The sequence below is a fragment of the Brakhagea baltica genome (assembly GCF_052161605.1).
In the GTDB taxonomy this organism is placed as follows: domain Bacteria; phylum Planctomycetota; class Planctomycetia; order Pirellulales; family Pirellulaceae; genus JBKCUI01.
In genome coordinates, this window is record NZ_CP197409.1 from 5,404,402 (window position 1) to 5,420,923 (window position 16,522).

General features: G+C 50.0%; 11 protein-coding genes. 9 read left to right on the plus strand and 2 right to left on the minus strand.

Going from position 1 to position 16,522, the window contains the following annotated elements; genetic code table 11:
- Positions 1-11: 11 nt before the first annotated feature.
- Both SH449x_RS20955 and SH449x_RS20960 read left to right on the plus strand, forming a co-directional pair.
- The gene (locus SH449x_RS20955; protein ID WP_482378030.1) at positions 12-2,591 is read left to right on the plus strand and encodes a hypothetical protein; all 2,580 of its coding nucleotides are present in this window, start codon (positions 12-14) and stop codon (positions 2,589-2,591) included.
- Positions 2,588-3,982 (plus strand): hypothetical protein, encoded by a 1,395-nt coding sequence (locus SH449x_RS20960; protein WP_482378031.1) that lies wholly within the window; start codon positions 2,588-2,590, stop codon positions 3,980-3,982. Before SH449x_RS20955 ends, SH449x_RS20960 begins: the two co-directional genes overlap by 4 nt.
- Here SH449x_RS20960 and SH449x_RS20965 read toward each other — a convergent pair.
- Positions 3,968-4,195, minus strand: a complete 228-nt coding sequence (locus tag SH449x_RS20965) for a hypothetical protein (RefSeq protein ID WP_482378032.1) — start codon at positions 4,193-4,195, stop codon at positions 3,968-3,970. The genes SH449x_RS20960 and SH449x_RS20965 overlap by 15 nt on opposite strands.
- Before the next feature lie 311 nt (positions 4,196-4,506).
- Here SH449x_RS20965 and SH449x_RS20970 point away from each other — a divergent pair, with 311 nt between their 5' ends.
- Positions 4,507-6,213, plus strand: coding sequence for an alpha-keto acid decarboxylase family protein (locus tag SH449x_RS20970; RefSeq protein WP_482378033.1), 1,707 nt, complete (start codon positions 4,507-4,509; stop codon positions 6,211-6,213).
- A 305-nt stretch (positions 6,214-6,518) separates the two neighbouring features.
- Complete coding sequence (locus tag SH449x_RS20975) at positions 6,519-7,409, plus strand: dienelactone hydrolase family protein (protein WP_482378034.1); 891 nt, start codon at positions 6,519-6,521, stop codon at positions 7,407-7,409.
- Positions 7,410-7,699: 290 nt separating this feature from the next.
- Here the strand turns inward: SH449x_RS20975 and SH449x_RS20980 are convergent, their stop codons facing one another.
- Positions 7,700-8,755: a hypothetical protein gene (locus SH449x_RS20980; RefSeq protein ID WP_482378035.1), complete on the minus strand. Its 1,056-nt coding sequence runs from the start codon at positions 8,753-8,755 to the stop codon at positions 7,700-7,702.
- A 433-nt stretch (positions 8,756-9,188) separates the two neighbouring features.
- Here SH449x_RS20980 and gatB point away from each other — a divergent pair, with 433 nt between their 5' ends.
- From gatB to SH449x_RS21005, 5 genes are all read left to right on the plus strand, one after another.
- A complete protein-coding gene (gene gatB / locus SH449x_RS20985) occupies positions 9,189-10,691 on the plus strand; it encodes an Asp-tRNA(Asn)/Glu-tRNA(Gln) amidotransferase subunit GatB (protein WP_482378036.1) in 1,503 nt (500 codons plus the stop codon).
- Positions 10,688-11,176 carry a hypothetical protein gene (locus tag SH449x_RS20990; RefSeq protein WP_482378037.1) on the plus strand — a complete coding sequence of 163 codons (489 nt, stop codon included), beginning with the start codon at positions 10,688-10,690 and terminating at the stop codon, positions 11,174-11,176. The genes gatB and SH449x_RS20990 overlap by 4 nt, the downstream gene beginning before the upstream one ends.
- A gap of 1,704 nt (positions 11,177-12,880) precedes the next feature.
- Positions 12,881-13,801, plus strand: coding sequence for a hypothetical protein (locus SH449x_RS20995; protein WP_482378038.1), 921 nt, complete (start codon positions 12,881-12,883; stop codon positions 13,799-13,801).
- Positions 13,731-15,251 (plus strand): DUF1559 family PulG-like putative transporter, encoded by a 1,521-nt coding sequence (locus SH449x_RS21000; RefSeq protein WP_482378039.1) that lies wholly within the window; start codon positions 13,731-13,733, stop codon positions 15,249-15,251. The genes SH449x_RS20995 and SH449x_RS21000 overlap by 71 nt, the downstream gene beginning before the upstream one ends.
- A gap of 2 nt (positions 15,252-15,253) precedes the next feature.
- Positions 15,254-16,204, plus strand: a complete 951-nt coding sequence (locus SH449x_RS21005; protein ID WP_482378040.1) for a hypothetical protein — start codon at positions 15,254-15,256, stop codon at positions 16,202-16,204.
- The last annotated feature ends 318 nt before the right edge of the window (positions 16,205-16,522 follow it).

The window sequence follows — 16,522 nt, forward strand, 5'->3', positions numbered from 1 at the left end:
GGAGCACTATAATGTCGAGCCTAGAAGTTCAATCTTCCTACACCCCTCGCGTCCCAAGCATTACGACTTGGCAAGTCTGGGGGCGTATGCTTTACAAGGAAGCTAAACCGCTGCTGCCATTGTTGTTAGCTTTAGCGGTACTTTCCTTGCTTGGGCACGCCCTGATTGAGGTTCAGGGTATATTCGGGCAGCTCTACAAGATGATTCATGCTGTTCCATTTGGATTGACTCCCATTTTTTTCGCTTTGGGAGCAGCGGCGCTATTGGTAAGCCAAGAGAAAGAGCAACGAACGCTGCTTTGGTATGCCTCGTTACCGATTGCACCGAGACAAATCGTTCAATCAAAGATTCTCGTCGGTGTAATAGGGGTTCTACTCAGTTGGTTGATCAGTGCCGTCATCGCCGCGCCGTTCAGCGTCGAGATTTTCAATATTCGTCCCGAGGCTCCAACAGATATCCTGTACGTTCTCCCGCTCACGGCATTGTTTGTTTTTTTCTTGGCTTTCGCGACGGCTTGGATATGGGGGACGGCGATCCCGGCCCTGTTGGCTCTGATCCCTATTGTCATAGCGACCTTATTGCTCGCAACGACCTTAACCAATCTTTACCATGGTGACTTCGAGTTCAAGACGGATTTGTATACCCGGGGTACGCCACTCATTTGGTTGATTTCGTATACGGTCGTCGTCGTGATCGTCGGGTTGGTGGCCCGGCGCGTGGGTAGTCGGTCGTTTGTTGCTGCGGGTGGTGTTGCACTGCGAAAACAATTCAAGAACATGCTCGCTTATCGACCGGAGCTCAACTTTTTTGGTTACCAAAAATCGGGAGAGCGCGGCGCATTGTTGTGGCACGCGTGGATGCAAAACCGCCTGCTCATTACAGCCTTAATCCTCAACGCATTCGTGCTGTGGATTCTTATGCCTATCGCAGAACAGATTTCCCCTCTCCAGCCAGTTGTGGTGTTATTAATATTGAGCTATGCCTTGATTGTCTGCTGGGTAGGAGCCTTTACCTTTGGGGCTGATCAGTACCAACGACGCGTTCATTTCCTCGCCGAACGAGGTGTTGCTCCCTCGAAGATTTGGCTTAGCCGAATCGTTATGCCACTGGGGGCAGCAATCTTTGTGTACCTCAGTGTCATGGCCATCGTGTATTTGGACCTTAGTGGTACGCAAAAAGGAACTCCTCCTCAGTTCGTGATTCTTTCGGGAGTCTTCACATTGGTCGCATTTGCCTATGCTCAATGGTGGGGACAAGTAGCCCAAAGCCGAGTTGTGAGCCTTTGCGGTGCTCCCCTTATTGTGGTATTGGCGATCGGTTTCTTTGGTAGTGTGACCACAAGTACCATCGCTCCTTTGTGGCTCGTACTACCCACCCTTGTAATCCCGTTTATTGCAACGCGGGTTTCGATGCGAGCCTGGATGGATCGTCGCTTCACGCTTGGCTTTTATGTACGCCATGGACTATTCGCAGCGGCAAGCATCATCTTGCCTCTCGTTCCCTTTGGTTTATTTTTCGCCACGCTACCTCGCATGTCGAGCGCAAACCATGCCAGATACCTAGCCGAGTTTAGGCAACTGCAATCTTCGAACCAAGGCAAAGCTTGGAATCTGGTACCAATGACGTTTGAGCCACAAGGGGTGCCGTTTGAGATCAAACCGGAGGACCTGGACGAATTGGCGAGGGAATTGGAATCGATCCCGGAACCAGGAGCTGTTACAGATTCGACAACCGATCAAGCTGAGGATTTGCAAGTGGAAGATACTAGCATTGGCCTCGGCGGGTACGGAATGGGGGGAGGTTCCAATTTCGATTTAGAGGCCTTTAAGCAGAAACTGCATATCGAATCGTTGAAGCGTTCTCCACCGGTCAGGCAAGTCATGGCCGAGTTCGTAGAGAATTTCGATGCGTTTCTGGAAAGCAATCCTAATCCTATCCGGGTATCAAGATCGATGGAGATGGTCGAAACGGACGCATGGCAAAAAGCGATTGCCGTCAGTTTAAAACCGGACGATGAAACACTAAAAGCAGAATGGGAGAAATCGACAGCTTTGTTGGGCAAGATCGTACGGCGCATTCGTCAGTCCAGAGACTTGGCAGATCAGAATCGAGCGGACGATTTCGAGAAAAGCTTGCTCCAAATGTTGCAATTAAAAACGACAAAGGATTTGCTTGATCCAAATTTATACCGAGTATTATCCATCCAAGTCGCTGATGAGCAAGCACGGCGACTCAGTCGCCGAAATGCCATTCTCGCGTCGTGGCAGTATTACGTTTACAGCAGTTCTGGATTTGGGGATTCGTCAAGTTTTCGCACGCAGCTAGGTGGATTGGATCTTTTCTCACGTAATTTAAGCGTGTCGATAAAAGATGTCCTAATCGCTAAGCAAACCCGGAATCGCACGGTTGAACTATTGATGGAACTAACGGATGCGAGCGACGAGGTGTCCAGAAAGCGGATTATCAGCGAACTGAACAAGATCTTGTCGCCAGATATTACCAAGTCGCTTGTCTCTAGCTGGTACGAAGATTGGGAAAAACAAGCGGCTGCACTTCTAGAATCATCAACCACTGCGGGGGCAATCCAATGAGCGCAATAACCAGTTCTTCGATTGTTTCGCAATCCTCCTTTCGTCCAGTGGTTTGGATTGTCAGATTCATTGTTGTGATGGTAGCAATTGTTTTGGGACTAGCGGTCTGGGGTGCAATCATCCAATGGACAGCCGCCCGAGAGTTATCCCAGTTCAAAGAGGATCTCAAGAGTCGTGGAGTACCCTACGATAATGCCTCGATGGAAGCGGCTTATATCAAGCAAACACATCCGGAAGGCTCTGAGATCGCAAGGTCCATACTTAAGCTCGCGCGTTGGGGTACCAATTTGCCAAGCGTCAACGCTTTGCCTATTGTCGGTACAGAGCTTCAAACGGAAGACCGAATTGTTACTTGGAAGGAATGGCCGACCGATATCGCTCCAGAGCAGATCGTATCGGACTATTTGACTGAGATGGAACCGATGTTTTCGCTCATCGAACAATTGCGAGACCTACCGAAACCGGTCCGTCTCGAGATTGATTTTCAAGGTTGGAATACCAATCTTAACTCGATTGCTGAATTTAGAAATGTAACCCGAATCCTAGAGTTGGAGTGTCGGTACGCCATCTACAAAAGAGATAAAGATCGAGCTCTGCGAGCTATTGGTCTAAGCACCGAACTCTTTGATGCAATTGATGAAACAGATTTTTATTTTGCCATTGTGATGAAGAATATTGCCAAGGGAAATTTGACCAGTGTAATACAGGATTCTATGTCCAACGACTTTTGGACGGAATCGGAGATCGCAACCTTAAGAGGCATTTTGGAATCCCATCGTAATCAACCGTTGATAAAACGAGAAACGTTGGAATGGGACCGAGCTGCGGCCCTCGCGAGTTTGGAGTCTTCAGCTACAAACGCGGCGTTGGCAGGAGAACTAATTTCGATCCTTCCAAAGCTACCCTCTGCAAAGCTGGCTATCGTGAAGCGCTACGAAGAATTGATCGCATTGGTGGAGTCTCCAAGGTTGTCACACCAGAAACGATGGGAAGAAATTCAAACAGCAAAGTTTGGCTTCTTGGGTACTATTGATGGCACCTCAACACTATGGAATGTATTTGGCTTGACGAGTCTTTCGTATTCACGCTTTTATCAAGATCAATTTGAAGACTCTCGTCGCTTCGCACTCGTAGCATGTGCGATCCGTGAGTTCAAGCTCAAGAACGATCGCTGGCCTGCGTCCCTGAAGGAACTAACCACAAGCGGATGGCCCTCTCTTCAGGTTGCTACAGTTTCTAGCGGTACATTCGGATACGAAGTCGAGGGCGAAACGGCTTGGCTGTGGTCCTACGGTTTGAGGAATCCCGGTGGTAATGCGCCCGTCGTTAGTCGAGAAAGGCCGACCGAGACGGAAAGGTTCCCGAATAGTCAATTCCTAGTGTTTGAGTAAAACGCCTGGGCTTTTTTCTCTTAGTTGAGTGACAACATACAATCTCCTAGCTTCGCCCGAATCCCGTTGGCTCTTCCAGCGGATCGTTAGGTTTCTCGCTAAACACACGACCACCACATCGCGCAGACTCTCGATCTCGTAACGTAAACCGTCGTTCATTGTCACCCGAACGGGACCGTGTTCAATAGCTTGTAAAAGCGTTTCGCGATCCATAGCTGTTGTTCCGAATTCAAAGTAATGTCTTTTCCGTAACCGTCTCGAATACTCCGCGAATACACGGTTGACCATTCATCTTGGATGGGGCGATGGTTATTCGTTCTAGCTTTGTCATGACGAGGCATCTATGTGGTGGGAGGGGGGGGCTGTTTCTACGTCCTACCCCATCATTGTATCAGGCATCGTACCACGGTGCCCAAAAGTTCGATCTGGGATTCCCAAACCGAATTTCTCGCTACAATACAGACGATCCTTTCCTTTCGTTGTTAAGTTTCCCCCTCGTCGAGAGATTTGAAGTAGGTTTGGTTATGAACAATCCGTTGAGTGCGATCGGAAAGAATCAAGAGAACACCAATGTCCCAGGTGGATCTCCCACCGCCATGTCGATTGGTGAGTATTTGATCAAGCGTCTGCAAGACTACGGCATCAAGGACTGCTTTGGCATTCCCGGCGACTACATCCTGAATTTCTACAGCATGCTCGAAAAGAGCCCCATCAATATGGTGGGTTGCACGCGAGAAGACTGCGCTGGTTTCGCGGCTGATGCTTACGCCCGTATTCACGGCATGGGGGCTTTGTGCGTCACCTACTGCGTTGGCGGGCTTTCAGTTTGCAACAGTGTGGCGGGAGCATTTGCCGAAAAGTCCCCAGTCGTCGTGCTAACGGGTTCACCCGGGCTCGGGGAACGGGTCAACAATCCATTGTTGCACCACAAAGTTCGAGACTTCAGCACACAATTAGAGGTTTTTGAAAAGCTCTGTATCGCCGCAACGGAGCTCAACAATCCACTCACAGCCTTTGCCGATATAGACCGGGTGCTAGATGCTTGCTACCGATTCAAACGACCGGTTTATATTGAGTTGCCCCGCGACATGGTGGATGTCGTTCCGTCGGTCGTTCATTCCTACCGCAGACCAACCGTGTCCTACGACAACCTAGTTCTGGAGGAAGCGGCCAAAGAAGCTGTTGAGAAACTGAACAACGCCAAGAAGCCGCTCATCATCGCCGGTGTGGAAATTCATCGCTTCGGACTGCAAGACACCGTTCTCAAGCTCGCGGAAAAATCTAAGATCCCAATTGCTGCCACTATTCTCGGAAAGAGCGTAGTCGACGAAACACACCCGCTCTACATCGGTCTTTACGAAGGGGCGATGGGCAAAGCAGAGGTGACGCAGTATGTCGAAGACAGCGATTGCGTCCTATTGCTCGGTGCCTTCATGACCGACATCAACCTCGGGATCTACACCGCACAACTCGAGGTGAGGCATTGCATCTACGCCACGAGCGAGCAGTTGCAGATCTCCTATCACCAGTTCCCGAACGTTCCGCTGGATAGTTTCTTAAAGCGGCTCATCGAGCTGAACCCAACTCCCGCCCAACGTCCAATCCCCGATAGTTTGCATATCAAAGAGCCTCAACCGATTCAAATCGAAACGGGACGCCCGCTCCAAATCAGCCGCATGATCCAACGGATCAACTCGCAACTCGACTCGCATACAATCGTCATCGCGGATATCGGCGATTCGTTGTTTGCCTCCTCGGAGTTAGTTATCCGAGATCGCACTGATTTTCTTTCCCCGGCATACTACACCTCGATGGGTTTCTCTGTGCCAGCAGCCTTGGGGGCTTGTGTTGCCAAACCGGGTGAACGAGTTCTCGTCATCGCCGGAGATGGTGCATTCCAAATGACTGGTCAAGAAATGTCGACCCTCATTCGGCATGGTCATTCGCCGATCATCATTGTCCTCGACAATCATGGGTACGGCACCGAGCGATATCTACAAGAAGGAGAGTGGCTCTACAACGAGATTGCCGTATGGAAATATTCCAAGCTGCCCGATGTTTATGGAGGAGGCAAGGGGCACTTCGTAGAAACGGAGGAGCAGTTTGATGCCGCTCTCGTGGAAGCTTGGAATGATCGCTCGCAATTGCATCTCATTCATGCCAAACTCGTCGAGAACGATGCCAGCCAGACTCTGATGCGTTTGGCTGAGCGACTCGGTCAACGCGTGTAGGGTAAAATCGTATAGTGTATAATACATTGAATTCGAAACTTCTCGCTGATCGCCACCGTAAACAATTCCCCACCCTCCCAGCGAAGCGACCGGGAGGGTCGGCAATCGAGCCTTAAGCGAGATTGCCGGGGAGGGCAGGACGCCGTTTGTCTCCATCCGACCGATACGTCGCCCCCTCCCCAGCCATGCTTTCGCGGGCTGACCCTCCCCAAACGGGGTTTGGGGAGGGTGAAGCCGGTGGCGTTGAGCGAGAAGTGTCTTGAATCTTGATTGTTCTAATTCCTGCCAATAAAGAGACGACTACTATGGACCGGCAAAAAGCTTCTGATTTCGATCCAAAAGCACTCCAGCTTTACGACGAGTTCGTGCATGGACGCATTTCGCGTCGAGATTTCTCGCAGCGGATTGCAGCCATTGCCACCGCTGGAGTGACGGCTGAGGTGATCATCCAGTCGCTGGCACCGAATTACGCTTGGGCGCAGCAAATCGATCCTAAGGACGCTCGCATCAAGACCGAGCGATACAGCTACGAATCTCCCAAAGGTGGCGGCAAGATATCGGGTTTGTTGGCGTATCCTGCAACTGGTGCCGAAAAATTTCCGTCCGTCTTGGTGGTACACGAGAATCGCGGTCTGACACCTTATATCGAGGATGTTGCGAGACGGCTGGCTGTTGATGGATTTTTGGCGTTGGCTCCCGATGCTCTTAGTCCGTTAGGTGGCTATCCCGGTAACGACGACGATGGCCGCAAAATGCAGTCAACTCGCAATGGCGAGGAGATGATGCAGGACTTTATGGCTGGTGCGTTAGCACTGCAGAATCATGAGTTGTCGACGGGCAAGGTTGGAGTGGTCGGTTTCTGCTACGGAGGGGGCGTTGCAAACGAACTGGCTGTGCGTTTGCCAGAAACGATCCTGGCTGCGGTAACCTATTATGGACGCCAAGCAGCGATCGCGGATGTTCCCAAGATCAAGGGTGCGTTGCTCATCCACTATGCCGAGACCGATACCAGAATCAATGAGGGGTGGCCTGCGTATGAGAAAGCTTTAAAGGAGGCAGGTGTCAAGCACGAGGCCTTTATTTATCCAGGGGTGAACCATGCGTTTCACAACGACTCCACTCCCCGGTATGACGAAGCGGCAGCCAAACTCTCGTGGGATAGAACGATCAAGTTCTTCCGTTCCACGTTGTTGTAAAGCCGCCCCGGAAAACGCAAAGCGTTGTAGTGGACGAGGCAACGAGGCCCGGCTGTCGTAGTGGACGAGGCAACGAGGCCCGGCTGTCGTAGTGGACGAGGCAACGAGGCCCGGCTGTCGTAGTGGACGAGGCAATGAGGCCATTTGCACAGGAGACTGTCTGCTCCTAACAGGTAGTGCGTTTGGTTCCAACCACTTTCCAGGTGATTTCTTGGCGGTGGGGATCGATGTTTCGCTGGCACCTGTGGACCGGCAAGAATGCCGATCCGCCCTATGTTGAACATCCGACCTTAGCGGGTGGCGAACTGCGGCGTCGGTTGTGTCGCAACCCGCGATGCGTCAGCAGTACCTGAGAGGGATTCGATGAGCTCTTTGTGGTCGAGGTAGTTTAGGATCTCGACTCTCAAGTCGACCGGGAGATAGGAAAGCTTCAAAATCGGGTAACCCGTGCCCGGTTGATGGACGACCGCTTCAAACCAGTCTTGAGGAATATTCGGCTCATAAATATCAAGCTTTGCTCCAAGCTTGTGCAAAGGGGTTGGAAAACTTCGCTGCTCAATTGTTGTTGCATAGTTGCGAGCGAAATTGCTCAAACGTCGCTGCTGACGCATGTAGTTCGTGGCCGCTTGTGCTGCGGCGTCATCGAACTCTTGATATGCCGCTACAACAAATCGATGCACCGATAGCACTCTTGGTCGCTTGCTCGAGGTGGAATCGATACCCACCGCTTCGATGGCGACGTCGAGCAAGTCGGCTCGCCATTCTCGTGGAACTTCGAAAACGATCCGAAACGGGCGTGCTCCCTCCAGTGTATTTTGCGACGACTGCTTGACCTTAAAGTAAACCCCTTTGCGTCGCGCTAACGTTCCGGATGCAGTCGCTATTTCCATCGAGGGACGCTTGGCAAAAGCGACGGTCTCATGGTTGCGATCATGGCCATAGGCATACCCGTAAACGGTACCGACACCTGGATACCCACCGACTCCTTTGATAGCACCCTCTCTGTTGCGATCAGAATCCTGAGTCACTTGCATGGGTCCGACAACATCCGAAACCATTTCTGTTCTCGGTGAAAAATCTGCTACTTGAACGTCATCGTGGCGACTCAAAACCCGAACGGTATACTCGGAGATTTGTGAATCCTTGCCAGGTGAGAACAGAGCAGAAACGTCGAGCTGAATCTCGACTTGGCGTGAGTTTGGCAGATGGCTCAGCATTCCTGGAGTGGTCACGTCTCTTGCCACAACCAGTGGGTTCACGTCAAAGGCGACGCGATCACCAATCCCCAACGCGACGGAAAAACTACTACCGATCAGCAACGCAGTCAAAACAAAATGTCGGATCATTTTCCTAGTGCCCCTTCCTTGACGTGGACCAGCTCGATCGGCTAGTCTCCGTTTCCTAGTGGTGTGTCGATCAACTTTACAAAGACCCTTGCACTCCGAGTAATCGTCATGTTCGATTTCTGTGGATCGAACAAGCAACTCTCGTTCCATCTTGGAAAAGAGCATCCCGTTTTTTGAACAAGCTGGTTCTAATCTTTCCTAGCTTGTGTTGACTGCCTGGCTTTACGATCAGAAAGCGACTCCTTTGTCAGAGCGTCTCCCCTCTTAGCCACGTGTGCTTACGAATAGTAGCAACCTGAGACGCTCGGACAATAAATCTCAAGCAAAATAAGATCGGACCATGTCAGTTTGGTGGGGGTTGATCGATTGGCAAATACTCTATATTGTCCAAGTTCACTGATCGATTTATGTTCCGACCTCAAAGTTTACCAAAATGGCAGTAGCTTACCGTACGGTAATTGGCCTCGAAGTGCATGTCCAACTGAAGACCAATACGAAACTGTTTTGTCGATGCAGCACTGCGTTTGGTGCTCCGCCTAACACCCAAGTCTGCCCGGTCTGCCTAGGTTTGCCAGGCTCACTGCCTGTGCTGAATGAAAAAGCGATCGAGTTCGCAATCCGAGCGGGTTGCGGTTTGAACTCGAGAATTGCAAGTTTTACCAAATGGGATAGAAAAAATTACTTCTACCCCGACTTGCCCAAAGGCTATCAAACGAGCCAATTCGATTTGCCTATTTGCGGCCCCGGATTCTTGACTATCGATACCAAGGACGACGCTGGTAACACTGTTCCTAAAAAGATACGTATTGTTCGAGCGCACCTGGAGGAGGATGCTGGCAAGAGCTTGCACGACGAAGTCCACGGGAGCGCTGACACGCGAATCGATTTGAACCGAGCGGGCACACCGCTGCTAGAGATCGTCTCGGAGCCAGATCTATCGTCTGCAGAAGAAGCCAAGAGCTACCTAACCGAAATGCGGCTGTTGATGATGTATCTCGGGGTAACGGACGGCAACATGCAGGAAGGGTCGCTTCGCGCGGATGCGAATGTCAATCTGCATATCGACCGTGACGGCAAAGTCATTGCGACCCCGATCGTTGAGATCAAAAATCTGAACAGCTTCCGAGCTGTCGAGCGAGCGATCCAATACGAAGCAACTCGACAGTATGAGCAGTTTTTGGAAGATGGAAAAACCATCGGGCAAGCTCCAAAGCAAACGCGAGGCTGGGACGATGACGCTGGTGAAACCTTGCTACAACGAGAAAAGGAAGAATCTGCCGACTATCGGTATTTTCCATGCCCAGATCTTGTACCGGTTCTCATCACCCCTGAGGACATCGAAGCTCAGAGCCATGAGGCATCCTTAACCCCGCAGGTCGCTCGCCGCAAGCTGATCGAGGAGTTTGGCTTGAGGCCTGCCGATACCGAGGTTATCGTTCAGCAAGGTCGTGATCTAGTCTCCTATTTTCTAGATGTTGTTGCTGAGGGAGCTCAGCCCAAGCGAGCTTCGTCTTGGGTCCTGCAGGACGTTCTACGTTATTTGAATGAAAACTCCGTCAGCATCAGCGAGTTCCCCATTTCGGCGGCTCATTTATCCAGAATCTTGCAGGCTGTGGAGGGTGGTAAACTGGATACCGCACGTGGCCGCGAGGTCTATAGCAAGCTACTCGATGCACCCGAGACTGTTGCATCCGAAACTGATCTGGATAAGCTCATATCGGATCACGCCGTCGTAGCCGTTGACCAATCGGAATTAGAAACACTTTGCAAAGAGTTGTTGGCCGACAATCCAGACGTTATCGAGAAAGTGCGTGGTGGCAATCCTAAAGCCATCGCATCCCTCATCGGGCAAGCGAAGAAGAAAAACAAGAACGCCGATCCGCGTCAGATTCAGGAAATCTGTTTGCGACTAATTAATGAGAGCAATGGAACGTGAAGGCATTAGACGCAACTCGCATCGAGAACGCCTTAGGGCTAGCGCTCCGGTTCCATCAGGGGCAGCGTGACAAGTTGGGTGCACCTTATGTATTGCATTTGCTGAGCGTTGCCTCAAAAGCAGAGGACGCAATCGTCATGCAAGCGGCGCTTCTGCATGATTTGCTCGAGGACACGGATGCGAAGAAAGAGGATTTGGTCGCTGCGGACATTGATCCAGCAGCTATCGAGGCGATCGAGCTGCTCACTCATGATTTGAGTGAGACCTATGCTGCCTACGTCATCCGTCTCAAGCGGAATGCAATTGCCAAGGCAGCGAAGTTGCTCGACCTGCACGACAACTATCGCCTAGACCGCGTGGCGTACCGACTCGAACACAGAGAATCGGACGCAAAGCGAATCCAAAAGTACATACTCTCCAAGCAATATCTGAGTGACGAAATCTCGGAGGAATGCTACACGCAGGCAATGCGAGAGCTTGAGTAGCTCGTACCCGTTCAAGGCCTTCGGTCGTGAACGGGTACCATCTGTACCGGTGGCTTACGCACACCGGCAATTCATGTGCCGCCCATCCAGACTAAGAACGATCCCCCCCACTATCCCGCAGTTCGTGGTTTCCTTTTGGCATTCCTTCAATAGCGGGAAAGCGGTTTGTTTCTAAAGTCCGCATCTTGGCTATGGCTTTGTAATCGAGCTCTGCACGTGTGGTTGCCTCTGAAAGGAGTGGTCCCGATGGAGCGCCGACCACTTTTGCATTCAATCACAGGCGGGACAATTCGTCTGTTGACTAGAATGCTGTGTGCACATGTCCCCTCACCATATCCTTCTCCCCATGTCGTGACCGCACCCCCGGATGGTGGTTTCGAAAATCTCAATAATTTTCTTGACACGGGTTTTTGAATCTGTTTCAATTCGCCTGCCGGGATCTTGCCCCGCATTTACAACCCTCAATCGAGAACAACGCCAAATGCCTAGACCGCTATCCGCTATCCGCTATCCGCTATCCGCCGATCATGGCTAGCGGTTTCTCAACCGGATTTTTGTCTTTGCTCGTCTCTTTCTCCGGTTGCCATCCTAGCGCGGTAAGTACAACCGATTCACGGAGTTCTACGGTAGCCACTGTTTCTCAAGGTAGAACTACAAAGCGCGAGAAGGATCTAGGTGTTATCTTCATTGATGAAGCCAGCTATGTCGCTTTTCCTCTGGCCGATTTAGGGCTGAATTCAGGCGAAGAGATTGCGAACCTATCGTCTTCTTGCGATTGTGTTGTTCCAAGCGTGTGTGATGCTCAGAAGCCGTTTCAGTCAACAGGCCGCGTCCTTAGACTTGATTTTCGTAAAGAGACTCAATCGTCGGAAAGCAAAGGCTTTCATCCTCAGAGTCTAGGCGTGACTATAAGCGTTAAATATGAGAGTGGAGCTACTGAGTCCGTTACATTTCTAATGCTTCACACCGTCCGATCTACCCCTAATCGTACTAATGCGGGAGGTGGAGCATGAACGACGCTCAAACCAGTCATCTCCTATCTGCTAACGACGATTGCAGGGAGCCACAAACCTTCTCCCTGCGACTGGGTGGGGCGACTGAAGAGAGGGAAGGGCATTCCCACGGGGCATTTTCCTAATCTCGATGGTCGCGTCATGCGTTCTATGAACATTTCGTTCTTATTGATCCGTTTACACCTAGTAAGGAGTTTTTAGACATGACTCAAATCAAGTTTTTTGTAAGTCGCTTTTTTTTCGCCCTAGTAATTCTGGTCTTTGGTGCTGGATTCTGGGTCCTTGAAACGAGGGGGTGTCGAAAGCTGTCAGAAGACGAATCGATGAGGTTGCTCGGCGGGCAAGGTCCGGGGGGTGGTGGCTGGACACCGTGGCTTACCCCAGGTCAATGCGGGCTTGTTTCTCCTGATTGTATGGGGCCCTCTTACATTTGTGAAATTCGCGACAAGGATTCATGTGACGGTATTGGGGTCTATCTTATGGGAGGACCGTCTGAGGGTTGTGTCGGTCTAGCCGAATTGGTCAATTTATCCTGCCGCGAATCGCTGGCGACGGCTAATACTCCTTGTGCATCTTACTTTAGGTGTAAATGGTTTGGTGAGTTAGGTGGATGTGGTATAACTATCCAAGGTCCCCCACTGAATCCTTTATCAGTATTCGCCCCCGCAGACTGTCAAACGGCGCCATGAACATGAGTAACAGAACCAATCTGATCGCGTCAATTCTCTTCTTAATCGCAGTACCTTTTGTTTCAATTGTGTATGGTCAAGACACGGTTCTAATGAGGTATTCAAAAGCCTCGCTACCCGAAGGTGTTGACACCTATGACTTCACCATGACTTCTATGTTCGGCGACTCGTCTGGGATAGTTTCGCAGACTGACGGAAAAATTCGAATCGTTATTCAAGTAAAAGCAATTGGCAGAGAAACTACTGATAACGCAAATCTAGAGATATATTGCAGTAAGGGTCGAGTGCTTGTCGTTGATCGACAGATGCGGAAAGCGACGTTGCACTCCGGATCATACCAAACTCTTCCGGTTTTTTCGGCAGCATACTTCAAAGTACTTCCCGATCATGGATGGACCTACTTCGCCAATAGGCCTCTTTCCGAATGGCTACCAGGAGGTTTTGCATCACCACGTGTACATTCGTTTTCGACCGAAACTGACGAGAGCGGATACCTTCTGCTGCGAAGACACGTGGAAAATGAGGGCTATTTGCAGATAACTTATGATCAGTCGATGGGAGTTCCAATCGCCTGTTCGGGCATTGACGGAAGGGGCGTCAGCGGTTCGCTGTCGGCGAAGTTCAAGTGGCAGCAGATCGGAAACGGCTATGTCTTGGAGGAATTCAACGAATGGGAAAAAGTTGACGGTAAAGATCAAACTAGGATCAGTTTGAAGAATTTTAACTTCAGGACCGAAACGCCAGAAATTCAGGACATTGAACTGATTTTGGGATCCCTGCCCGTTGGATTCATCGTTGCCGAGAGAGACAAAAACGGACGCATTGCGAAATCAAGACATATAGGAGGCTTAAATGGCAAGGTTACGAGTACTCTGTTGGATTTGGGCAATTTTGTTCGCCAGCATCTCGATTCAACGAGGTAACGGTAGTGATGGCGATTGGAAACAAGCCGCATTAGCGATGGAAAGCAAATGCGGTCCTGCTTGTCTTTATGTTTTATTAACTGCATTACAATTGGACCTTCCAGATTTTGATGGATTCGCAAGAGGATTTCGAAATCATGGAAACAACATCAGCCTGTATGACCTTGAGCGGAAGTGTCAAGAATACTCCGTTGAAGCAAAGTGTCTCGCCGTCTCAGTTCCAGAAATCAACTCATGGCAGACCTGTCTGTTCATCGCCCATCTCAAAGAAGGGCACTTTGTATTGATGGCAAGAAACCATGGAAACAAGTTTCTGCTTGTCGACCCTCCGAACCAAAGGATAGTGGATATTTCAGAGGTTCAAGAATCCCTCTCAGGAAACGTTCTCTTGGTTGGATCGTTGGCGCGTTCATCACGGGGCATTGTTTTTTTCTTGGGATGGAGTGCCATTTTTTTCATGCTAATCGGAGTCGCATATGTCTTGTTTTTTCAGCGTCGTCTTTTTGTTTGGCGTAGACGGAGAGGTATCTCATCGGGTTTTACAATTGTGGAACTCTTGGTGGTCTTGGCAATACTAACCTTGTTCATTGGACTCTCTGCCAGTGCATTGCATGCGGCTAGGGAGTCGGCCCGTCGTTTGGCCTGTAGCAATAACCTGCGGCAGATTGCTATGGCAATGCAGAATTACACGTCCGGTTTTCGTCAGTTTCCAGCAGGCGCAGGCTCCCCAAAGCAAGAGAGCCCCTACTATGCAATTCAAGTTTATATGGAGAAGAACGAAATCGACTTAGGTAGATTCTACTTTGGGACAAAGCAAATAAATTCACTATTCGTCTATAGTCCTAATGTCGTAAGTTGTCCAAGTGATCCGATTGAAAAGTGGGGGAGCTACAGATTTTGCACCGGGGATTCAGCCTACGCAGATAGGCGTTACCCGTTGCGATTGCAACCAGGAAGAGGCGTGTTCCTATTTCCCGGTTCGGTTAGACTTGCCGAGGTCACGGATGGATTATCGTATACGGCTATCGTTTCCGAGAGAAAGAAAAGTGATTTGCATTCCCCAAGGCAACTGGGAATTGTTTACGCGAACCTTACATCCGGGCTGCATAGTCAATTGCCGTTAACTGGGGAAATTGATTCGAGATGCGATTCAAGTGGTTCTCTTCCGTATTATATGTTTTCAGGAAGAGATTGGTTGTGCAGTGGTTTGCTTGGATCGTGGTACAACCATGTCCGCGGGCCTAATGCGATTCACGACTGTACCGTTGAAAATTCTGCGACGTCAACGGTTACCATTGGAGGAATTGTATCAGCCTCGAGCTACCACAATGGCTGTAACGTGGCTTTCGCCGATGGTTCCGTTCGTATCTACAGCTCAACTGTAGATACCATCGTGTGGCGATCATTCGGTTCGAAAAGTGGCGGCGAAGCGACTGTAGAGGTTGAGTAGTGATGTTGCGTTTAAGCTTATTTGTCGGAGCGTTTTTCTTACTGCCTTTAGGATGCTCAAAGCAAGATACAGTGGTTTCCTTGGGTGTTCCAAAATCGGTAGAAATCGCTGAATGCGGGTTTGAGGAAGGCTTGATTCAATTGAGTGATTTCCCTTTTTCCAACAAGCCAAAGAGCGTTTCCGTGGCCGCTGTGAATCGCAGCGGCAAGAATGTGCGAATCCAGAGTATCGTATCATCTTGTGGTTGCACGAAGATTGCGATTGCCGACTCAGAAATCCCAGCAAATTCTGTCATCAATATCGAGTGCTATCTGGATTGCCGGACACCTGGGCCAAGATCAACTCAATTGTGCATGTTGATTGAGGGGAGGAGTTTTGCCAGCTATTGCAAACTGAGTTGGTCTGTTGTTCCACCTATCAGATTTGAAATATCGGAGGTTCACTTTCCCAAGGGAACAAACAAACTTACCATTCCTATCAGTAAAGAGCCCGGAATTAATTTGGTAGATTTTGGTTTCGAAAGCATGCCAGGCGATGCGATAGCTGCAAACTGGGTTGACGAGGGCTTGGAAATCTCGATTCGTCCGGAAATGACTTCTTTGCAGTCTGGGGTTTTGAGAGTTATACATTCGGGAGCGATTGTTGAACAATTCCCAGTAAGCTGGGAGAGGTTGGACGAGTTTATGATCGCACCGCCGACGTTGCGGCTTATCGAAAATCAGAAGGACTATATACTCTTCGTGGATGGGGAAGAAATCAAAGAGGTAAGCTTGAAAGTCGCAACCCCGTCACTGGAGTTTCATGCAGGACAAAAGTCTTCGAAAGGATGCTTAATCAAACTGCGAATTGTCGACTTAAATAGCCTTCCTGAGAAAGCTGAATTCAAAGTAGTGAAAACCGATGGAGAATCTTCAATAGTATCACTTTTGTTAACGAAAGGCGATGCGTTATGATTGTAGTTGTCCAGTTTCTGTCATTGGGTGATGCTTGGCGATTATGACGATTTTCCTTGTCACCATCCTAAAGGAGGTGCGTATTTTACGAGTGGAGATCCTTACACCTGACCAGGTCACAATCGATCACTGCATCAATCGAACCGTCAGAACGAAAATCAAACAGTCCCAACCAGTTGTAATTTGATTTGGTTTTCAGCTCAGAAGGGCGACAAATTGATGCTGCGGAGTGCGCTGCTAAATCGGGGGCGAGCATCCTGGTAATCTAGGCTGCACCCATCGTGCCGCCCATCCGGGCTAAGAACGATATCCCAAACC